The sequence below is a fragment of the Thiohalomonas denitrificans genome, from assembly GCF_016841685.1.
Classification (GTDB): domain Bacteria; phylum Pseudomonadota; class Gammaproteobacteria; order Thiohalomonadales; family Thiohalomonadaceae; genus Thiohalomonas; species Thiohalomonas denitrificans_A.
On the sequence record NZ_JAENYR010000001.1, the window covers coordinates 24,442 to 45,305 of the forward strand.

General features: G+C 60.1%; 22 protein-coding genes. 21 read left to right on the plus strand and 1 reads right to left on the minus strand.

Translation table 11 applies throughout. From position 1 onward, the window contains the following. Position 1 precedes the first annotated feature (1 nt). Positions 2 to 1,852: a protein translocase subunit SecD gene (gene secD / locus Q7L05_RS00105; RefSeq protein WP_303900780.1), complete on the plus strand. Its 1,851-nt coding sequence runs from the start codon at positions 2 to 4 to the stop codon at positions 1,850 to 1,852. A gap of 10 nt (positions 1,853 to 1,862) precedes the next feature. Continuing rightward, positions 1,863 to 2,798, plus strand: a complete 936-nt coding sequence (gene secF / locus Q7L05_RS00110; protein WP_303900781.1) for a protein translocase subunit SecF — start codon at positions 1,863 to 1,865, stop codon at positions 2,796 to 2,798. Between the two features lie 178 nt (positions 2,799 to 2,976). Here secF and suhB read toward each other — a convergent pair whose 3' ends face one another. Further along, positions 2,977 to 3,777: an inositol-1-monophosphatase gene (gene suhB, locus Q7L05_RS00115; RefSeq protein ID WP_303900782.1), complete on the minus strand. Its 801-nt coding sequence runs from the start codon at positions 3,775 to 3,777 to the stop codon at positions 2,977 to 2,979. Positions 3,778 to 3,962: 185 nt separating this feature from the next. On the opposite strand from suhB, the gene Q7L05_RS00120 reads away from it, so the two are divergent. The 19 genes from Q7L05_RS00120 to bamB all read left to right on the plus strand — a co-directional run bounded on the left by Q7L05_RS00120 (position 3,963) and on the right by bamB (position 20,741). Beyond that, positions 3,963 to 4,679: an RNA methyltransferase gene (locus tag Q7L05_RS00120; protein WP_303900783.1), complete on the plus strand. Its 717-nt coding sequence runs from the start codon at positions 3,963 to 3,965 to the stop codon at positions 4,677 to 4,679. Positions 4,680 to 4,772: 93 nt separating this feature from the next. Beyond that, entirely contained in the window at positions 4,773 to 5,585 is an 813-nt protein-coding gene (gene cysE / locus Q7L05_RS00125) for a serine O-acetyltransferase (RefSeq protein WP_303900784.1), read from the plus strand. Between the two features lie 69 nt (positions 5,586 to 5,654). Beyond that, positions 5,655 to 6,131, plus strand: coding sequence for a Fe-S cluster assembly transcriptional regulator IscR (iscR, locus tag Q7L05_RS00130; RefSeq protein ID WP_303900785.1), 477 nt, complete (start codon positions 5,655 to 5,657; stop codon positions 6,129 to 6,131). A 10-nt stretch (positions 6,132 to 6,141) separates the two neighbouring features. Next, a complete protein-coding gene (locus Q7L05_RS00135) occupies positions 6,142 to 7,284 on the plus strand; it encodes a cysteine desulfurase family protein (protein WP_303900786.1) in 1,143 nt (380 codons plus the stop codon). Between the two features lie 168 nt (positions 7,285 to 7,452). After that, on the plus strand, positions 7,453 to 8,670 hold the full coding sequence (locus Q7L05_RS00140; protein ID WP_303900787.1) for an IscS subfamily cysteine desulfurase: 1,218 nt from the start codon (positions 7,453 to 7,455) through the stop codon (positions 8,668 to 8,670). Positions 8,671 to 8,707: 37 nt separating this feature from the next. Continuing rightward, the gene (gene iscU, locus Q7L05_RS00145) at positions 8,708 to 9,139 is read left to right on the plus strand and encodes a Fe-S cluster assembly scaffold IscU (protein ID WP_303900788.1); all 432 of its coding nucleotides are present in this window, start codon (positions 8,708 to 8,710) and stop codon (positions 9,137 to 9,139) included. 12 nt (positions 9,140 to 9,151) lie between these two features. Continuing rightward, positions 9,152 to 9,475 (plus strand): iron-sulfur cluster assembly protein IscA, encoded by a 324-nt coding sequence (gene iscA, locus Q7L05_RS00150; RefSeq protein ID WP_303900789.1) that lies wholly within the window; start codon positions 9,152 to 9,154, stop codon positions 9,473 to 9,475. An 11-nt stretch (positions 9,476 to 9,486) separates the two neighbouring features. Further along, positions 9,487 to 10,032: a Fe-S protein assembly co-chaperone HscB gene (gene hscB, locus Q7L05_RS00155; protein WP_303900790.1), complete on the plus strand. Its 546-nt coding sequence runs from the start codon at positions 9,487 to 9,489 to the stop codon at positions 10,030 to 10,032. Positions 10,033 to 10,047: 15 nt separating this feature from the next. Then, positions 10,048 to 11,928 carry a Fe-S protein assembly chaperone HscA gene (gene hscA / locus Q7L05_RS00160; protein WP_303900791.1) on the plus strand — a complete coding sequence of 627 codons (1,881 nt, stop codon included), beginning with the start codon at positions 10,048 to 10,050 and terminating at the stop codon, positions 11,926 to 11,928. A gap of 262 nt (positions 11,929 to 12,190) precedes the next feature. After that, complete coding sequence (fdx, locus tag Q7L05_RS00165; protein WP_303900792.1) at positions 12,191 to 12,529, plus strand: ISC system 2Fe-2S type ferredoxin; 339 nt, start codon at positions 12,191 to 12,193, stop codon at positions 12,527 to 12,529. 156 nt (positions 12,530 to 12,685) lie between these two features. Continuing rightward, the gene (gene iscX / locus Q7L05_RS00170) at positions 12,686 to 12,886 is read left to right on the plus strand and encodes a Fe-S cluster assembly protein IscX (protein WP_303900793.1); all 201 of its coding nucleotides are present in this window, start codon (positions 12,686 to 12,688) and stop codon (positions 12,884 to 12,886) included. A 218-nt stretch (positions 12,887 to 13,104) separates the two neighbouring features. Then, positions 13,105 to 13,536, plus strand: coding sequence for a nucleoside-diphosphate kinase (gene ndk, locus Q7L05_RS00175; protein ID WP_303900794.1), 432 nt, complete (start codon positions 13,105 to 13,107; stop codon positions 13,534 to 13,536). A gap of 37 nt (positions 13,537 to 13,573) precedes the next feature. Continuing rightward, entirely contained in the window at positions 13,574 to 14,689 is a 1,116-nt protein-coding gene (gene rlmN, locus Q7L05_RS00180; protein ID WP_303900795.1) for a 23S rRNA (adenine(2503)-C(2))-methyltransferase RlmN, read from the plus strand. 20 nt (positions 14,690 to 14,709) lie between these two features. Next, complete coding sequence (pilW, locus tag Q7L05_RS00185; RefSeq protein WP_303900857.1) at positions 14,710 to 15,432, plus strand: type IV pilus biogenesis/stability protein PilW; 723 nt, start codon at positions 14,710 to 14,712, stop codon at positions 15,430 to 15,432. Continuing rightward, positions 15,429 to 16,391, plus strand: coding sequence for a RodZ domain-containing protein (locus Q7L05_RS00190; RefSeq protein WP_303900796.1), 963 nt, complete (start codon positions 15,429 to 15,431; stop codon positions 16,389 to 16,391). Before pilW ends, Q7L05_RS00190 begins: the two co-directional genes overlap by 4 nt. A 2-nt stretch (positions 16,392 to 16,393) precedes the next feature. After that, positions 16,394 to 17,482 carry a flavodoxin-dependent (E)-4-hydroxy-3-methylbut-2-enyl-diphosphate synthase gene (gene ispG, locus Q7L05_RS00195; RefSeq protein ID WP_303900797.1) on the plus strand — a complete coding sequence of 363 codons (1,089 nt, stop codon included), beginning with the start codon at positions 16,394 to 16,396 and terminating at the stop codon, positions 17,480 to 17,482. 168 nt (positions 17,483 to 17,650) lie between these two features. Next, positions 17,651 to 18,931 (plus strand): histidine--tRNA ligase, encoded by a 1,281-nt coding sequence (gene hisS, locus Q7L05_RS00200; protein WP_303900798.1) that lies wholly within the window; start codon positions 17,651 to 17,653, stop codon positions 18,929 to 18,931. A gap of 29 nt (positions 18,932 to 18,960) precedes the next feature. Further along, positions 18,961 to 19,599 carry a YfgM family protein gene (locus tag Q7L05_RS00205; RefSeq protein WP_303900799.1) on the plus strand — a complete coding sequence of 213 codons (639 nt, stop codon included), beginning with the start codon at positions 18,961 to 18,963 and terminating at the stop codon, positions 19,597 to 19,599. Next, positions 19,596 to 20,741, plus strand: a complete 1,146-nt coding sequence (gene bamB / locus Q7L05_RS00210) for an outer membrane protein assembly factor BamB (RefSeq protein ID WP_303900800.1) — start codon at positions 19,596 to 19,598, stop codon at positions 20,739 to 20,741. Before Q7L05_RS00205 ends, bamB begins: the two co-directional genes overlap by 4 nt. The last annotated feature ends 123 nt before the right edge of the window (positions 20,742 to 20,864 follow it).

Here is a 20,864-nt window from a genome sequence, read left to right on the forward strand (position 1 = left end):
CATGAATCGATATCCGCTCTGGAAATACCTTTTGGTCGTCGCCGTGCTGGTGTTCGGGGTGATTTATGCCCTGCCCAACCTTTACGGTGACGATCCGGCCCTCCAGATTTCCGGTACCCGCATGGCGGAGGTCACCACCTCGACTTCCCGGCAGGTGGCCGCCGTCCTTAATGAAAACGGGATCGCCTATCAGGACATCGAGTACGAGGAGAAAAACCTCCTGGTCCGTCTTGCCGACACCGATGCCCAGCTCAAGGCCTATGACTTGGTTCGTGCGGAGCTGCCCGAGTATGCGGTTGCCCTTAACCTGGCTCCGGCAACCCCCGACTGGCTGAGGAGCTTCAATGCGGCGCCCATGTATCTCGGGCTGGATCTGCGTGGTGGCGTGCATTTTCTGATGCAGGTCGACATGGATGCAGCGCTCACCCAGGCGGTCGAGCGCTACGTCAGCGATATTCGCACTCTGCTGCGCGAAAATCGCGTGCGCTATCTGAGTATCAATGCCGAAGATGGTCGGGTGACGGTGAAATTCCGCGATGCCGCCGAGCGCGACAAGGCGGAGCAGGCGGTGGCCGAGGAGTATCGCACGCTGGCCCTCGATACGGCGGAGCAGGGCGGTACGCCCTATCTGTATGCCAGCCTGGACGATGCTGAAGCTCAGGAAGTGCGCAAGTTTGCCATCAAGCAGAACATCACCACCTTGCGGAACCGGGTGAACGAACTCGGCGTTGCCGAGCCGGTGATCCAGCAGCAGGGTGAAGAGCGCATTGTGGTTCAGCTGCCGGGTATCCAGGACACGGCCCGCGCCAAGGATATCCTCGGGGCCACTGCGACCCTGGAGTATCGCATGGTGGATGAGGAGCACGACGTCGAGGCGGCACTGCAGGGCCGCGTTCCCCCCGAGTCGCGTCTCTATAAAGAGCGCGACGGCCGGCCGATCCTGCTTCAGAAGCGGGTCATCATTACGGGTGACCAGATCATCGATGCGGCCTCGGGAATCGACTCCCAAAGCGGAAGTCCGATGGTGACTGTGACCCTTGATGGGCAGGGTGCGCGCAAGATGGCCGACAACACCCAGGCCAACGTCGGCAAGCGCATGGCGGTGGTTTTCATTGAAAACCGCCCCGAGATCCGCATCGTCGACGGCGAGCCGCAGCAGGTCACCCAACGGATCGAAGAGGTGATCAGCGTCGCCGTGATCCGCGAGCCATTCGGGAAACGCTTCCAGACCACGGGGCTGGACAGTACCGAAGAGGCCCGTAACCTGGCGCTGCTGCTACGTGCCGGCGCCCTTGCCGCCCCAATGAATATCGTGGAGGAGCGGACCGTCGGGCCAAGCCTGGGTCAGGACAATATCGATCAGGGTTTTGCCTCAGTGTTGATTGGCTTCGTGCTGGTGCTGGCATTCATGGTGCTCTGGTACAAGGGTTTCGGCCTGGTGGCGAACCTCGCCCTGGCGGCCAACCTGGTGCTTATCGTTGCACTGCTTTCGATGTTGCAGGCCACGCTCACTCTGCCGGGCATCGCCGGTATCGTGCTGACGGTCGGCATGGCGGTGGACGCCAACGTGCTGATCTTCGAACGGATTCGCGAGGAGCTGCGGGTGGGCAATACGCCGCACGCGAGTATCAAGGCGGGTTACGAGAAGGCCCTTTCCACCATTGCCGACGCCAACGTCACCACGCTGATTGCCGCGTTGGTGCTGTTCAGCTTCGGTACCGGGCCGATCAAGGGCTTCGCCATCACCCTGTCACTGGGCATCATCACTTCGATGTTTACCGCCATCATGGGGACCCGTGCCGTCATCAATCTGGCCGTCGGCAGCAAGCGGCTGAAGAAACTGTCGATCTGAGGAGTGCACCATGGAGATTTTTACGCAGACCAAAGTCGACTTCATGCGGTCATGGAAGGGGGCTGTCGCCCTCTCCCTCGTCCTCATTGTGGTCGCGTTGGGCTCCCTGCTGGTGCGAGGGCTGAACTTCGGGATCGACTTCACCGGCGGTACCCTGCTCGAGGTCAGCTATGAGCAGCCGGCGGAGTTGTCGTCGATCCGTAGCACCCTGGTAGAGGCCGGTTACGAAGGGGCCGTGGTCCAGCATGTCGGCACCTCCCGTGACGTCCTCATTCGGCTGGCGCCGCGCGAGGGGGTTAGCACCGCGCAGCTCAGCGAGAGGGTCATGGCCGCGCTGCGCGCCTCCGATGATCAGCTGCAGATGCGTCGTCAGGAATTCGTTGGTCCACAGGTAGGGGACGAGCTGGTGGAGCGGGGTGGTCTGGCCCTTCTCTACGCGCTGCTCGGGATCCTCGTGTATGTGGCACTGCGGTTTGAGAAACGCTTCGCCGTCGGTTCCGTTGCGGCACTGGTGCATGATGTGATTCTGACGCTCGGCTTCTTCTCGTTGCTGCAGCTGGAGTTCGATCTGACCATCATGGCGGCCATTCTGGCGGTGATCGGCTACTCCCTGAACGATACCATCGTCGTATTCGATCGTATCCGTGAGAACTTCCGCAAGATGCGCAAGGGGAGTTCGGCCGACGTGGTGAACGCATCGCTGAACCAGACCCTGTCGCGGACGGTACTCACCTCCGGTACCACAGCATTGGTGCTACTGGCGCTGTTTTTCCTGGGGGGTGAATTGATCCACGGATTCGCCACCGCCCTGCTGGTCGGCGTCCTGGTCGGTACCTACTCCTCAATCTACATCGCCAGCCCCGTCCTGCTGGCCCTGGGAGTCTCTCGCGAAGATCTGCTGCCGGTGGAAAAAGAGGGAGCGGAACAGGAAGAGCCGCTGCCGTAGCGGATCTGCTTTCTTTGTTACTCGGTGGGAGGGCCCCCCGGCGCGATGATCGACCTGGCGTCAATCGCCGCGGGGGCGCGCCTCCTACCGGGATCGGCGTTCGCTCTTTGCTTGGGTAGGAGGGCCGCCCTTGGCACGGTTAAATTGACAATCGCCGCGGGGGCGCGCCTCCTACGGGCTATCGGCGCGCTTCTTCCGGAAGCTGGGGGCGAATCTTGCGCAGAATGACCGGATGGAGTTTGATATTGCCTGCGATCACATTACCGCTCTCCAGGTAATTGTCGCCACCGGCGAAGTCAGTGATCACGCCGCCAGCCTCCTGGATGAGCAGTGCGCCGGCAGCTATATCCCAAGGCGAAAGCCTAAACTCCCAGAACCCGTCCAGGCGGCCGGCGGCGACGTAGGCCAGGTCCAGGGCGGCAGAACCCGCTCGTCGGATATCTGCTACTTCGCCGAACAGGATTTTGAAGGTGTTCAGATAAGTTTCGAGATGATGCTTCTGGCGGAACGGGAAGCCGGTGCCAAGCAGGGCGCCGTCCAGGTGCCGGCGCTGGGCGACGCGCATGCGGCGTCCATTCAGCTGCGCACCGGAGCCCCGGCTGGCCGTGTACAACTCCTGGGAGATCGGGTTGTAGACCACCGCCTGTTCGGTGCGGCCCCTGTGCTGGACCGCGATAGAGACAGCAAATTGGGGGAAGCCGTGCAGGAAGTTGGTGGTGCCGTCCAGTGGGTCGATAATCCACTGGTACTCCGCCTTGCCTTTCTGGACACCGCTCTCCTCGGCGAGGATGGCGTGATCCGGGTAGGCCTTGCGAATGACCTGGATGATCTCCTGTTCGGCAACGCGGTCCACCTCGGTGACGAAGTCGTTGGGTGCCTTGCTCTCGATCGTGAGCCGATCCACATGTTCGGCCGAGCGGGCGATGAAGTTGCCGGCCTGCCGTGCAGCGCGCACGGCAATGTTGAGCATGGGATGCATGGGAAAATCTCCAGGTTTTAAAGAACGTTACGCGCGTGCCCCGTAGACGACAGCATCGTCGCATCGGGTTAGCCGGACATTTTAACAGCCACGGGCAGAGAAGTTGAGTCTTTGATGAGGGCTGTCTCCAAAAAACTTGAGTAAAAGCGTTGACTTGTTCTTGCCAAACGGTAACTTCCTCGGCCATGAAATTTCCCAAACTGCGTATTGTGATGGTCGGGACCAGCCACCCCGGAAATATCGGCGCGGCCGCCCGGGCCATGAAAAACATGGGAATCGGGCGACTCTATCTGGTTGAGCCCTGCGAATTCCCCAGTCCCGAAGCGAGCGCCCGTGCCTCCGGCGCGGACGATGTCCTGGCGAGCGCGACGCTCTGCGACGCCCTGGATGAAGCCTTGACCGGTTGCTCCCTGGTGTTCGGGGCCAGCGCCCGACTGCGAAATATCCCCTGGCCCCAGTTGGACCCTCGCCAGTGCGGCGAGAAGGCGGTAGCCCATCCGGGCGAGGTGGCGATTGTGTTCGGACGGGAGCACTCGGGGTTGAGCAATGAGGAGTTGGAGCGCTGCAATTACCTGGTCCACATCCCGACCGACAGGGCGTTCAGTTCGCTGAACGTAGCGGCCGCCATTCAGGTCGTCAGCTACGAGGTGATGATGGCATCGGGCCCGGCTCCAGCGCAGGCTGCACAGCGGGATGAAGCCGCTTCGGCGGAGGATGTGGAGCGACTTTACCTTCATCTCCAGGAGACGTTGATCGAGCTGGACTTTCTCGATCCGGATCACCCCCGCAAGCTCATGCGCCGTCTGCGGCGCCTGTTCAACCGGAGTTCCCTGGAAGCCACTGAGGTCAATATCCTCAGGGGCATCCTTACGGCGGCCCAGAAGGCGGCTCGCTCCGACTAGCAGCCTGGGACGGCTTGAATTCCCCTGTTCCGCCCTCAAGTTGTATGCCAGAATATGGCCTATCAGAAATGTCAGGAATTAAACGGTAACTGAATGTTCAAAAGGCTGCGAGAGGATATCGATTGCGTCTTTGAGCGCGATCCGGCGGCCCGAAACGTCTTCGAGATCGTCACCACCTATCCAGGCATTCACGCCATCATCCTGCATCGGATGAGTCATACGCTGTGGAATCGCGGATGGAAATGGCTGGCACGAATGGTATCGGTGTTCTCCCGCTGGCTGACCGGAATCGAGATCCATCCCGGAGCCACTATCGGTCGCCGCTTCTTCATCGACCACGGGATGGGCGTGGTGATCGGCGAGACGGCGGTTATCGGTGATGACTGCACGCTTTATCACGGCGTCACCCTGGGCGGCACGAGTTGGGACAAGGGTAAGCGCCACCCCACTCTCGGCAATGACGTAGTGGTAGGCGCGGGGGCCAAAGTGCTGGGACCGATTACGGTCAAAGACGGCGGGCGCATCGGCTCCAATGCGGTGGTCGTCAAGGATGTTCCGGCGGGGGCGACCATGGTCGGCATCCCTGGCCGGGTGGTGCAGCGCAAGCGCAGCGACAAGGACCATCAGCGCGCCGCCATCGCTAAAAAGATCGGCTTCGATGCCTACGGCACTGCCGAGGATATGCCCGACCCGGTGGCCAACGCTATCGATTGCATGCTCGACCATATCCATGCCATGGACAGCAAAATGGACGAGATGTGCCAGGCGATGCGCAGTATGGGTGCGGAACTCCCTGAAAAGGAGTTGCCGGAATTGAAGAGCTGCGAGATCGGGAACGGCAAAACCCAGGAGGAGAGTTCTGATGAGCGTGCCCGGGAGTCCAAAGAGGGCGAAATCAATAGTTGACTAAAATGCTAGGTATTGCTAATTTAGGTGGCAATTGTCGTTAAACACGATATCTGGGGATCAAAGGTAATGAGACTGACGACCAAAGGCCGCTACGCGGTGACCGCGATGCTGGATCTCGCACTGCACTACACCAACGGTCCGATTACGCTCGCGGACATTTCCAAGCGCCAGGGTATTTCGCTGTCCTACCTTGAACAGCTCTTTTCCCGACTGCGCAAAAACGGCCTCGTGGATAGTGCCCGCGGTCCAGGTGGCGGCTATAAGCTCAGCCGTCCCGCCGGCGAAGTTTGCGTCGCCGACGTGATTACCGCCGTCGATGAAAAAGTCGACGCCATGCGCTGTGGCGGGAAGGGTGATTGTCAGGACGGCGGGTCGTGCCTTACCCATGAACTTTGGTGCGAGCTGAGTAACCAGATTTACGACTTCCTTAAAAGCATCACCCTGGGCGACCTGGTGGAGCGCAAGGAGGTCCGCAATGTGGCGGCCCGTCAGGACCGGCACTCGCAGATCATCGAAGAGAAGAAACAGCCTCAATATAACTAGGGATGATCCGGTGTCAGCCTATCTCGACCACAATGCCACGACCCCGCTGGATGAGCGGGTGCTCGAGGCGATGCTCCCGCACTTTCGGGACGGTTTTGGCAACGCTTCCAGCACGCACGCTTTCGGGCGTTCGGCGCTCACCGCACTGGACACTGCTCGGGAGCAGTTGGCCGAGCTGGTCGGTGCGCATCCCTCCCAAGTGGTATTCACGAACGGCGGTACAGAGGCTAACAATGCGGCCCTTAAAGGAGCCGCGTTTCGCCGGGTGCCGGGTGGCATGGCCATCAGTGCGGTAGAACACGCCTCGGTGCGGGAACCGGTGGAGGCCTTGGCACGCCATGGCTGGCGGCACGAACGGCTGCCCGTGGACAGTGAGGGGCGCGTTGAAACGGAGGCGGTAAGCCGCAGCAGCGCAGCTATCGTTTCGGTGATGTGGGCCAACAACGAGACCGGTGTCTTGCAGGACATTTCGGCGCTGGCCGAGGCTGCACGGGATCGGGGTGCATTGCTGCACACCGATGCGGTGCAGGCCGCCGGCAAGGTGCCCATCGATTTTACCGCAGCGGGCGCACACCTGATGAGCGTGTCCGCCCACAAGCTCTACGGTCCGAAGGGTATCGGCGCACTGATCGTGGATAAGGCGGTCGATATCGAGCCGCTCGTGCATGGTGGTGGTCAGGAACGAGGTCGTCGGGGCGGGACCGAGAATGTTGCCGCGATTGCCGGTTTTGGGAAGGCCGCCGAATTGGCTCGCAGCGAGCTGCAGAGCCGCTCTTCCCTATTGGAACAGTTGAGAGAGCGGTTCGAGGCCGGATTGAGTGAGCGGATGCCCGAAGCGATGGTTTTCGGAGCGGGCGCGAAACGTCTGCCGAATACCAGCTTTTTTGCACTCCCCGGCATTGAGGGCGGCACGCTGGCGTTGGCGCTCGATCGCCAGGGGCTGGCGCTCTCCAGCGGTTCGGCCTGCGGCAGCCGGCATGATGAACCGAGCCCGGTGTTGGGGGCCATGGCGGTACCTTCGGATTTGGCAAGTTGCGCGGTGCGGGCGAGTTTCGGCATCGGTAATACGGAAGCGGATGTGGACGCCCTGGTGGGCGCGTTGGCAGCGGAAGCTGCGCTGTTGCGGAAGATGGCAGGCAGCGCCTGGGCATGAGCAAACCGTAATGAACTCACCGCAAGGCGCCAAGGGTTCAGGGGCGTAGAAGGTAGGCTGCTAGCCGCGGTTTGATGGCAGAGGCTACAGATTAACGGTGTACTGGTTGCTTTGCGCTCTTTGCGTCTTAGCGGTGAATCATCCGGTTAACTTCGGAGTCGACAGAACATGAGCAAACCGATTTATTTCGACTATTCGGCCACCACCCCGGTGGATCCGCGTGTCGCCGACCAGATGTGCAAATACCTGCGGCCCGAAGATAGCCTCTTCGGCAATCCGGCCTCCCGCTCGCACAAATACGGCTGGGATGCCGAAGAGGCCGTTGAAAAGGCTCGTCGGGATGTGGCGGCACTGCTTAACTGCGATCCCAAGGAGATCGTCTGGACCTCCGGTGCGACGGAGTCCGACAACCTGGCGTTGAAAGGTGCGGCACACTTTTATGCCAAGAAGGGCAAGCACATCATCACCTCCAAGACCGAGCATAAGGCGGTGCTGGACACCTGCCGGCAGCTCGAAAGGGAAGGTTTCGAGGTCACCTACCTGGATCCCCAGTCGAACGGTCTGATCTCGTTGAAGAGTCTCGAAGAGGCCATCCGGGACGACACCATCCTGGTCTCGATCATGCACGTCAACAACGAGATCGGCGTTATTCAGGACATCGCCGCCATCGGCGAGTTGATGCGGGAACGGAAGATCCTGTTCCACGTCGACGCGGCCCAGAGCGCCGGCAAGGTGCCTATCGATCTCAAGGCCATGAAGGTCGACCTGATGTCCTTCTCGGCCCACAAGGTTTACGGCCCCAAGGGGATGGGTGCGCTCTACGTACGCCGCAAGCCGCGTGTGCGCCTCGAGGCGCAGATGCATGGCGGCGGCCACGAGCGCGGCATGCGTTCGGGGACACTGCCCACCCACCAGATCGTCGGCATGGGCGAGGCGTTTCGCCTGGCTCGCGAGGAGATGGAGAGCGAAAACCAGCGGATCCGTGCGCTGCGCGATCGGTTGCTCAAGGGCATCGAGGATATCGAAGAGGTCTTTGTTAACGGTGACTTGGAGCACCGGGTTCCGCATAACCTGAACATCAGTTTCGCCTATGTTGAAGGCGAGTCGCTGATGATGGCGCTATCGGACCTGGCGGTCTCAAGCGGTTCGGCCTGCACCTCGTCCAGCCTGGAACCTTCCTACGTGCTGCGCGCATTGGGACGCTCCGATGAACTGGCCCACAGCTCCCTTCGGTTCAGTTTCGGCCGCTTCACCACAGAGGCTGAAATCGATCGGGCTATCGAAATGATCCACGGCAAAATCGCCAAATTGCGCGCGCTGTCGCCGTTGTGGGAGATGTACAAGGAAGGTATTGATCTCGATTCGGTGCAGTGGAGTGCTCATTGATTTACCATTACCCGCCCTCACCAGAGAGGTACAGACGATGGCATATAGCGACAAGGTAATTGACCATTACGAGAATCCACGCAACGTGGGTTCGTTCGAAAAGGACGAAACCGAAGTGGGCACCGGAATGGTAGGCGCACCCGCTTGCGGCGATGTCATGCGTCTGCAGATCAAGGTGAACGACGAAGGCGTGATCGAAGACGCCTGTTTCAAGACCTACGGCTGCGGTTCGGCCATCGCCTCCAGCTCACTTGTGACCGAATGGGTGAAGGGTAAATCCCTGGCGGATGCCCTGACCATTAAAAACAAGGATATCGCTGAAGAGTTGGCCCTGCCACCGGTGAAAATTCACTGTTCGGTTCTGGCTGAGGATGCCATTCGGGCGGCGATCGACGATTACAAGTCGAAGCGCGGTGAAAAGCCCGGAGCGGACGCATCGAAGGCCGGCGCCGAAGCCAAGAGTGCTTAAGAGGCTATTGAGATGGGAATTACCATGACCGAGGCCGCGGCGGAGCGGGTCAAGACGTTCCTCGCAAATCGTGGCAAGGGCATTGGCCTGAGGCTTGGGGTGAAAACCTCCGGCTGCTCGGGCATGGCCTATGTGATCGAATTCGCCGATGTCGTCGACGATGACGATGAGATCTTCGAAGGGTATGGGGTGAAGGTGATCGTCGACAAGAAAAGTCTTGTCTACCTCGACGGCACTGAACTCGACTTTGCCAGAGAGGGACTGAACGAAGGATTTCAGTTCAATAACCCCAATGTGAAGGACGCCTGCGGCTGCGGCGAAAGCTTCAACATCTAAAGTTGACTCCAATGCAGACGAACCTCTCCAAAAACTACTTCGAGCTGTTCGACCTGCCCGTGAACTTTCAGGTGGATACCGAGGCGCTCGCACTTCGCTATCGGGAGCTGCAACGCACGACCCATCCGGATCGTTTCGCCAATGCCTCTGAACAGGAGCGGCGACTGGCGATACAGCAGGCCGCTCATGTGAATGAAGCCTATCGGACGCTGAAAGACCCCATGGCTCGGGCTCGCTATCTGCTCGAGCTGCGGGGCGCCCCGATTGATGAAACCGACACGTCGATGGACCCGGGCTTCCTCATGGAACAGATGGAGTTGCGGGAGTCACTGGAAGCTGTCCGCGGCAGTGACGAACCGTTTGACACGCTGGAACGTATCCGTAGCGATATCGAACAAAGGGAACGGGCCCTGGTCGAAGACCTGGGGGTCGCCCTTGGCCATGGCGAAGGCGATGTCCTTGAGAGGGCCAAGGATTCTGTCCGCAAACTCCAGTTCATGCGTCGACTCCTCAGTGAAACCGAGGAGCTCGAAGAGGCGCTGACTCACGAGCTCTGAAACGACCGAGTACATATGGCACTACTGCAGATCAGTGAACCCGGACAATCCGACGCCCCTCACCAACACCGGTTGGCGGCGGGCATTGATCTGGGCACCACCAATTCCCTGGTGGCGACCGTACGTTCCGGCATGGCCGAGACCCTGCCGGATGAACAGGGCAATCATCTATTGCCTTCCGTAGTACGTTACCTGGAGGGTGGCGAAACCGTAGTGGGAGAGGTCGCCAAGGGACAGGCCGCGCTCGATCCGCTCAATACCGTAGCCTCGGTAAAGCGCTTCATGGGGCGAGGCGTTGCGGATGTGAAGAGCCTGGGGTCACGTCTGCCCTATGAGTTCGTGGAGAGCGAAGCCTCTGCCATGCCACGCCTGCGAACCGCGGGTGGCGATGTGAGTCCGGTGGAGGTCTCCGCGCAGATCCTGAAGACGCTGCGCGAACGGGCGGAAAAGTCCCTGGGGGGCGACCTGACCGGGGTGGTGATTACCGTCCCCGCCTACTTTGATGACGCCCAGCGTCAGGCCTCCAAGGATGCCGCGAAGTTGGCGGGTCTCAATGTGCTGCGGCTGCTGAGTGAGCCGACCGCCGCCGCGGTCGCGTATGGCCTGGACCGCGGCTCGGAAGGGGTTATCGGCGTCTATGACCTGGGCGGCGGCACCTTTGATATCTCCATTTTGCGGCTCAACAAAGGCGTTTTCGAAGTCCTGGCCACCGCCGGTGACTCCGCTCTGGGCGGGGACGACATGGATCGGCTGGTTGCGGAATGGATCATGAAACAGGCCGGCATTGCCGATGACGCCGATCACAAGCAGCTGCGCCGCCTGATGCGCGATGCGTGCGCCGCCAAGGAAACGCTGACCCAAAACGAAACGGCCGGGATCAGGCTGGAGCTTGCGGACGGCACCCACTGGGAAGGACAACTGGACCGCGGGCAGTTCAACAAGATCATCGATCCGCTGGTCCGTAAGACCCTGGCCCCATGCCGTCGCGCACTGCGTGATGCAGGTGTCGGACCCGAAGAGATTAAAGGTGTGGTCATGGTCGGCGGCTCCACCCGCGTGCCGCGTGTGCGTGAAAAGGTCGGCGAATTCTTCAATACCGAGCCCTTGGTGGACATCGACCCGGACCGGGTCGTTGCGATCGGGGCCGCAATGCAGGCCGATGTGCTCGCCGGCAACAAGCCGGATGATGAAATGCTGTTGCTCGACGTCACACCGCTTTCGCTGGGCCTGGAAACCATGGGCGGCTTGGTAGAGAAGGTCATCCCGCGGAACACCACGATTCCCGTGGCTCGCGCCCAGGACTTTACTACCTACAAGGATGGTCAGACCGCCATGGCGGTTCACGTGGTGCAGGGGGAGCGTGAACTGGTTTCCGACTGCCGTTCCCTGGCCCGCTTTGAGCTTCGGGGGATTCCGCCGCTGGCGGCGGGAGCGGCCCGTATTCGCGTCACCTTTCAGGTGGACGCCGACGGTCTGCTTTCGGTCACGGCCCGGGAGCAGACCACCGGACTGGAATCGAGCATACAGGTGAAGCCGTCGTACGGCCTGACCGACTCGGAAATCGAAGAGATGCTGCGTGATTCCATGGACCACGCCCGTGAGGATATGGATGCCCGTAACCTGCGCGAACAGCAGGTGGAGGCGGAGCGTATCCTCGAGGCGCTGGAGCACGCCCTAGAGGTGGACGGTGAACGCCTGCTCTCCAGCGGGGAGCGTGAGGCTCTGGAGCGGAGCATGGACGTCGTTCGGGAGACCATCGGTGAAAACGATTATTCTCTGCTCAAACGCCGGACCGACGAGCTTAACCGACTTTCCGTGGAGTTCGCCGCCCGCCGGATGAACGCCTCAATCCAGGAGGCGCTGTCCGGTCAGAGCGTGGACGAGTTCGAGAAGTAGAGCCGTTTATTTTCTTAACCGCAAAGGCGCAAAGAGCGCAAAGGAAAGCCATAAAGTACACAGAGCGGGCGTGCACTGCCCCTCAAGCGCCTCAATGCAAATTGCGAGCCCGCCCCAGGCACGGGAATTGCGGCGCGGGTTTATGCGCCGCATGGGGTTGTGCCGCTCTTTCAACGGCAGCACCTCTGTTTCCCGATGCTTTGTCCGCAGTTCTTGGCGTCCTTTGCGTCTTTGCGGTGAGATCCTTAGTAGGAGTTTGAGAATGCCCCAGATCATCGTTTTGCCCCACGAAGAACTCTGCCCCGAAGGCGCGATGTTTGAAGCCGAGCCCGGTACCGTGCTGATCGAAGCGGCTCTGGCCAACGGTATCGAGATCGAGCATGCGTGCGAGAAATCCTGCGCCTGCACCACTTGTCATATCGTCGTCCGCGAAGGATTCGAGTCGCTGAATGAGGCGGAAGAATCCGAAGAAGACATGCTCGACAAGGCCTGGGGTCTCGAACCGGAGTCGCGTCTTTCCTGTCAGGCGGTCGTGGGCGAGGAAGACCTGACCGTGGAGATCCCGAAATACACCATCAATATGGTGTCGGAAAGCAACTGACCGAACAGCCGTAAACCACGGGGGACACGGGGGCGCTGATTTTTCAGGAAAACCGGGGGTCTTGGCGAACCGGTAATGACGTTCACGTTCCTGCAAAGCAGTCCCTGTGCTCCCCGTGTTCCCCGTGGTCAACTCACCAAAACCAGGAGCCCGACGATGGGACTGAGATGGACGGACGTGCAGGATATCGCCATTGAGCTGGATGAAACCCATCCGGACGTCGACCCCCAATACGTACGGTTTACCGATCTGCACCAGTGGGTATGTGGCATCGACGGGTTCGAGGACGATCCGGAAAGCTCCAGCGAGGGAATCCTCGAGGCCATCCAGATGGCGTGGATTGATGAACGGGACTGACGAAAGAACCACGGGGAGCACAGGGAGAATGCATTCGGTATTTGCAGTTCCCCGTGCTCCCCGTGCTCCCCGTGCTCCCCGTGTTCCCCGTGGTTGAAGATCTGTGCTGGAACGCCCCCCTAAGCCCGCGTATAATCGCGGGTTTAGCGTATTAGGGGACAGGTAGGAAACTTTCCCGCCTCTGGGGCCCACCAATACAAATGACGGAGATTTTCCCTATGGCAGTTGAGCGCACTCTTTCCATCATCAAGCCGGATGCGGTAGCAAAAAACGTTATCGGTGATATCTACAGCCGTTTCGAAAAAGCAGGCCTGAGTATTGTGGCCGCCAAGATGCTGCAGCTGAGCCGAGAGCAGGCCGAAGGCTTTTATGCAGTCCACAAGGAGCGCCCGTTTTTCAAAGATTTGGTGGACTTCATGATGTCCGGTCCGGTGATGGTGCAGGTGCTCAAGGGTGAAAATGCCATAGCCAAAAACCGTGAAGTCATGGGTGCCACAAACCCCAAGGAAGCCGCACCGGGCACCATTCGGGCCGATTTCGCCTCCAGCATCGACGCCAATGCAGTGCATGGTTCCGATGCCCCGGAGACGGCCAAGCAGGAAATCGAATTCTTTTTCAAGCCCGAGGAAATCTGCCCGCGCAGCCGTTGAAAGCGCGTGGCCGATTCCCTTCGTGAGGCGGAGGGTTATGGCCGATAGCCGTGACAAAAAGCAGAACCTCGTCGGGATGCCGCGACCGGAGCTGGAGGCCTTCTTCACCGAAATGGGGGAGAAGGCCTTCCGCGCTTCTCAGGTGATGAAATGGATCTACCACCGGGGGGTGGATCATTTCGATGACATGAGCAACGTGGGAAAGGCATTACGCACCCGGCTGAGGGAGCGCGCCGGGATCCGTTTGCCTGAAATCAGCCTCGATCAGCCTTCCCGCGACGGCACCCGTAAATGGGTGCTGCGTCTGGAGGATGACAATCATGTCGAGATGGTTTTTATCCCTGAAGGGGAGCGCGGCACGCTCTGTGTCTCTTCACAGGTGGGCTGCACGCTCGCCTGCAGCTTCTGCTCGACCGCCCGTCAGGGTTTCAACCGTAACCTGAGCTCTGCCGAGATTATTGGACAGGTGGTGGTGGCGGCCCGTGCATTGGGCTTGCCCGAAAACAAGGGTGAACGGGTGCTGACCAACATCGTACTGATGGGCATGGGCGAGCCGCTGATGAACTTCGATGAGGTGGTGGCATCCATGGAGCTGATGCAGGACGACCTCGCATTCGGGGTCTCCAAGCGACGGATTACCATCAGCACCGCCGGCGTGGTGCCGCGGATTGAGCGGTTGCGGGAGGTCAGCGACGTCAGCCTGGCCGTTTCCCTGCATGCTCCGGAGGACGCCCTGCGCGATGAGCTGGTGCCCATCAATCGTAAATACCCGATTGCGGAGCTGATGGCCGCCTGCCGACACTATGTAGAAGGGAAGCCCCACCGGCGCGTGACCTTTGAATATGTCATGCTGGAGGGCGTGAACGATTCCCCCGAGCATGCCCGGAAGTTGGCACGTCTGCTGCGCACGGTGCCATCGAAATTGAACCTGATTCCCTTCAATGCTTTTCCGGGGGCCCCCTATCGCTGCTCAAGCCAGGAAAGTATCGATCGGTTCCGCGACATCATTATGGCGGCGGGTATCATCACAGTGACGCGCAAGACGCGTGGCGAAGATATCGACGCCGCCTGCGGTCAGTTGGTGGGGAAGGTTCTGGATCGGACCCGCCGCAGTGAACGCCATATTAACTTTCGAGGAGATATTGCTTCATGAGACGAGTCGCTGCCATCCTGATGCTGGGAGTAGGCCTCGCGCTGGTGGGCTGTGCCGGTAATCCGACACGGAACGCTGAAAAAAGCGCTGATGTGAACGCCCAGATGGGGTTGCGTTACATGCAGCAGGGCAACAACGAACGCGCGATGGATAAGCTCACGCGCGCCCTTTCTTTTGACCGTAGGCATGGTGAGGCAAACCATTATCTGGCAATCCTCTACCAGCGGCTGGATCGGCCCGATGATGCCGAGGGACATTTTCGCGATGCCATCCGCGCCTTGCCGGACGATTCGTCGCTTCTGAATAACTTCGGGGCTTTTCTGTGTGGTTCGGGCCGGTATGATGAAGGGGAAAAGTTCCTCCTGAAGGTTCTGGAGGATCCTGTTTACCCGCAGCGCGGCGCCGTTCATGAGAACCTCGGGCTATGCATGACGCGTAAGGGTGACTTGGAAAAGGCTGAAAGCCACCTGCGCAAAGCCCTTTCGCAGAACCCGAAATTGCACAAGTCCCTGTTCGGAATGGCCGATCTGAATTATCAGAGCGGCAACTACCTATCGGCACGTGCCTATTTTCAACGCTATCTCGAGGTGGCCCGATATACTCCCAATTCGCTGTGGCTGGGCATCAGGATCGAAAGGAAGTTAGGTGACCGGGATGCCCTTTCCAGCTATGAAATGCATCTGAAGAATCGGTTTCCCGATTCCGAGCAGGCACGTCTTCTCCAAGAGTCGGAGCAAAAATGAGCGAGTCTGAAAACGATACCGTCGACGAACAACGAACCTCAAAGCAGAAAACGCTTCCCGAACGACCGGGCCGCCGTCTGCGTGAGGCCCGTGAGACCCGGAACCTTTCGCGCGAGGAAGTGGCATCGGAGTTGCGTCTGCAGACCCGGATAGTGGCAGCGCTTGAAGAGGACGATGACAGCTCTATGCCTCCTTCGGCGTTCGTCGTCGGGTATCTCCGTAGCTATGCACGGCGGCTTGATCTGCCAGCTGACGAGATCGTCCGGGCGCATGAACAGAATCTTGAAGGCCCTCAGCCGGAGATTGTGCCGCGGGTCAGGAAAAGTCAGGTTTCCAGCCGTGATCTCCCGGTTCGCATGGTCACCTGGCTGATCTTTATCGGTTTGGGAGCGCTCCTCGTGGTGTGGTGGCTGGCCCAACAGCCGGCACTCGAAGAGCCGGGTAACAGCTCCGAAGTCGCGACAGCGGCCCTGAAAGCCACGCCGACGACTCCGGAGGGAGAGGCGCAGACGGTTGCCGAGCGGCCCGAGTCGGCTACCGAAACCGATGCTCAACTGCCCGTTTTTGTTGCCGAGTCCGAAGGCACCGCCTCCGAGGAGCCCGACCCGGTGGAACCGACCACACCGGAACCGGCACCCGAAGCCCAGCCGCAGGCGGCAGAGTCCGAAGCTGTTGCACAAGCGGAACCGGCCGCGACCGGTCTTCGCATGGAGTTCGAGGCGGACAGCTGGATACAGGTGACCAATGCCGACGGTCAACAACTGGTATCAAGGGTCATCAAGGCGGGTCGTACACTCCGCTTTACGGGCAAGCCGCCATTCCGGGTGATCCTGGGTTACGCGCCGGGCGTTACGATTCACTATCAGGGGGAACGGTTCGACCACACCCCTTACATGCGAAGTGATGTCGCCCGCTTCAGCATCGGTTCGCCCGGCGACGACCAGGGCGGGGAGGGCTGAACATGTCCTTCAGCCCCATTCGGCGTCGCAAAACACGGCAGATTTACGTCGGTTCCGTGCCGGTCGGTGGCGATGCGCCGGTCTCGGTGCAGAGCATGACCAACACCGATACCAACGATGTCGCGGCCACCGTCGGCCAGGTGAAGGCACTGGAAGCGGCGGGTGCGGATATCGTGCGCGTGTCGGTGCCGACCATGGATGCCGCTGAGGCGTTCGGAAAGATCCGCCAGCAGGTGAACGCGCCGCTGATTGCGGACATCCACTTCGACTACCGCATCGCGCTTCGCGTGCTGGAACTCGGCGTGGACTGCCTGCGCATCAACCCGGGCAATATCGGCCGCGAAGATCGGGTGAAATCGCTGGTGGAGGCGGCACGTGACCGGCAGGTCCCCATCCGTATCGGAGTGAATGCCGGCTCGCTGGAGAAGGAACTGCAGAAGAAATATGGCGAACCCACCGCCGATGCGTTGGTTGAATCGGCACTCAAGCATATCGATATTCTCGACCGGCTGGACTTTCCAGACTTCAAGGTCAGCCTCAAGGCCTCCGAGATCTTCATGACGGTCGAGGCCTACCGCAAACTGGCCGGTCAGATCGAGCAGCCTCTGCACCTGGGAATTACCGAGGCGGGGGGGCTGCGCTCCGGCACTGTAAAATCGGCCATCGGCATGGGAATGCTGCTTTCGGAGGGGATTGGCGACACCCTGCGGGTCTCCCTCGCGGCGGATCCGGTGGAGGAGATCAAGGTCGGCTTCGACATGCTGAAGAGTCTGCACCTGCGCAGCAAGGGTATTAACCTTGTTGCCTGTCCCTCCTGTTCACGGCAGAACTTTGACGTCATCAGCACCGTCAATGAACTGGAGGCGCGACTGGAAGACATTCTGGAGCCGCTCGACGTAGCAGTGATAGGCTGCGTCGTCAATGGCCCAGGTGAGGCCCGCGAGGCCAATCTGGGTATCGTCGGTGGTGAGCCCAACCTGCTCTATGTGGGTGGGAAGCCCGACCACAAAGTAGACAACAAGACTCTGGTGGATGAGCTCGAGCGCAATATTCGCGCCGAAATCGCCCGCCGGCGTGACCAAAAGAGCTAAACACAAAGGGGCTCGCCGCAGAGGCGCAGAGCTCGCAGAGTTTGAATTCACGGCCGTTGGGGGCGCTGTCATCCCGCGTCGATTCCGGATGTAAGGTTTCGACAGGTCCTGTTTTTCTCTCTGTTCCTCCGCGGCTCTGCGGTGAATTCGATTTTCAGGGGAGTTCAGTTGGGTAAGAATATTCAGGCGATCCGGGGGATGAATGACATCCTGCCGGACGAGACGCCGCGTTGGCAGTTTGTCGAGGAGACAGTCTATCGACTGCTGGCCCGCTACGGGTACAGCGAGATCCGTATGCCCATCGTCGAGAAGACGGAGCTTTTCAAACGCTCTATCGGCGCGGTGACCGATATCGTCGAGAAGGAGATGTACACTTTCGAGGACCGCAATGGTGACAGTCTGACCTTGCGACCCGAGGGAACCGCCGGTTGTGTGCGCGCTGCCATCCAGAACGGACTGCTGCACAATCAGACGCAGAAACTCTGGTATAAGGGGCCGATGTTTCGCCACGAGCGCCCACAGAAGGGGCGCTATCGGCAGTTCCATCAGTTCGGAGTGGAGGTGTTCGGTTTCACCGGGCCGGATGTCGATGCCGAGATGATCCTGATGACCGTGCGGCTATGGAGGGAATTAGGCCTGGCGGATGCGGTCAAACTACAGGTAAATTCACTGGGCAGCAGTGAAGCACGCGCGGCTTATCGTGAGCGCCTGGTGGTCTATTTCGAGCAAAACAGCCAGGACTTGGACGAGGACAGCAAGCGCCGCCTATATAGCAATCCGTTAAGGATTCTCGATAGCAAGAATCCCGACATGGCGGAACTCATCGCTGCGGCGCCCAAACTCACCGAGCATCTGGATGAAGAGTCGCGCGTTCACTTCGATGAGCTGCTCTCGATTCTCGACCAGATCGGGATCGAGTATGAGATCAATCCCTGTCTGGTCCGGGGACTCGACTACTACGGCAAGACGGTTTTCGAGTGGGTGACGGACAGACTGGGGGCACAGGGCACGGTCTGTGCCGGCGGACGCTTCGATGGACTGGTTGAACAGCTGGGCGGCAAACCGACGCCAGCGGTCGGTTATGCCATGGGCATCGAACGGCTGGTTGCCCTGCTGGAAGAGATCGAGGTGCCGCTGGACCGATACCGGCCTCACGCCTATCTGGTTGTCGCCGGTGGAGTAGAGGCCCGTGTCGCGCTGGCCGTGGCCGAGCGGCTGCGCAGTGCGGTTCCTGCTCTACGTCTGGAAATGCACTGCGGCGGCGGCAGTTTCAAGAGTCAGTTCAAAAAGGCCGACAAGAGCGGTGCCCGGCTGGCGCTGGTGCTAGGAGAAGAGGAAGCCGCAAACGGCACGGTTACGGTCAAGTTCCTCCGTGAGGACGTGGAGCAGAAAACGCTTTCCCTCGATGAGATCGGGGAGTTTCTGGCGGACGGGGTCGAACACTCTTAGGCAACGAAGGCGGTTTAGAGGAGTAGCGAATGGAAGTCTACGGCACAGAAGAAGAGCAGATCGAGGCGTTACGGCGCTGGTGGAAAGACAATGGTCGTCTGGTGTTGATCGCTTTGGCGCTTGTTCTGCTGGCCGTCTTTGGTTGGCGGACATGGAGCGCTAATCAGGCGAGCCGTGCTGAAGCGGCATCCCTTCAGTATGAACGGATGATGAGTGTATTGGATACTCAGCCCGAGCAGGCGGTGGAGATTGGGCGTTCGATCGTCGGGGAGTTCCCGTCAACGAGTTACGCTGATTTCGCTTCTATGGCCTTGGCGCGTATTGCCGTCGAACAGGGCGATCCGGATCAGGCAGAAGCCCACCTGCGGCGGGTGATGGACAGCACTTCCCAGTCGGAGCTGGAGGAGTTGGCGCGGCTGCGGCTGGGGCATGTTCTGTTGAGCAGAGGCGATGTGGAAACGGCCCTCTCACTGGCGGAACAGGGTGGCTCCAGCTATCGCGCCGCTTTCGATGAGTTGCGCGGTGATGCCTATCTGGAGCAGGGGAATCATGATGCCGCCCGCACGGCTTACAGTGATGCCCTGGCCGCATACCAGGCACCGAGTAAGCAACAGATTGTTAGCATGAAGCTCCAAAGTCTGGCTGACACGAAGGAAGTAGAAGAGTGAAGCATTTTCTCGGGCTGATGCTGGCCGCATTGGTCACTACCGGTTGCAGCAGCGGTGGTGGACTGCCGGTGACTGAATCGCCGGCGGAGCTCACCGATTTCGAAGCCAAACTCGAGGTGGAAGAGCTCTGGTCTGTCAATGCGGGTAGCGGGGTTGGCGATCACTATCTGAAAATGGGTCCGCTGGTTGCCGGTAATGCTATCTACACGGCCGATATCGAAGGGCAGATCATGGCCTTTGAACGTGAAAGCGGCAAACGGCTGTGGGCAACCTCGCTCGAAGCGGGGCTGAGCGGGGGGCCCGGTGACGGTGGCGAGATGATTCTCCTGGGCGGTGACGCCGAGGTATTCGCCGTCTCGAAGAGCGACGGCAGCCAGTTCTGGCAGGCTGATGTCAGTAGCGAAGTTCTGGCGCCTCCGATTCGAAGGGACGATGTCATCCTGGTGCGCACCGTTGACGGCAATCTGTTCGGTCTTGATGCCGCCAGCGGTGAGCAAAGGTGGAGCTACAACCAGCCGGTCCCGACCTTAAGCCTGCGCGGCGTGGGCGCCCCGGCCTTTTTTGACGGACATGCCGTGGCCGGCTTTGCGAGCGGACGTTTGGTGGCAGTGAACTTGCAAAACGGTACTCCGGTTTGGGGGGCTACGGTATCCGTGCCCCGCGGCCGTACGGAGCTGGAGCGCATGGTGGACATCGATGCCGCACCGATGATCCGTGAGGGCGTTGCCCACGTGGCGTCCTATCAGGGACGCATAGCCACTGTGGCGCTGCGCAATGGACAGTTATTGTGGACGCGCGATATCCCCTCCCATGAAGCGGTCGGGGTGACTCAGGAAGCCGTTCTGGTGACCGACGACAGCAGCGATGTCTGGGCGTTGGCGCGCTATAACGGCGGCTCACTCTGGCGCAGTGACAAGCTCCATGCACGACGTCTGACCGCACCGGTTCCTCAAGGCGACTTTCTGGTAGTCGGTGACCTGGACGGCTATCTGCATTGGCTGTCGCAGGCAGACGGAAGCATTGTCGCGCGCGACAAGGTCGGCAGCGCTCCGATCCTGGCGGCTCCTGTCGTTGATGGTGAGCAGGTCTTCGTGGTGGATACCGCAGGTCGCTTGGCCGCCTTCCGCGTTCAACCGAAGTAGCTGGGCGAATGTTTCATCAACTCACCACAAAGACGCAGGGAGCGTCGTAAATACTGTGGCATAGGGGGGTGCAGTCGTAATCGGCCGTGGAGTGCGGCGAGCGCGAAACACCTCTGACTTTCG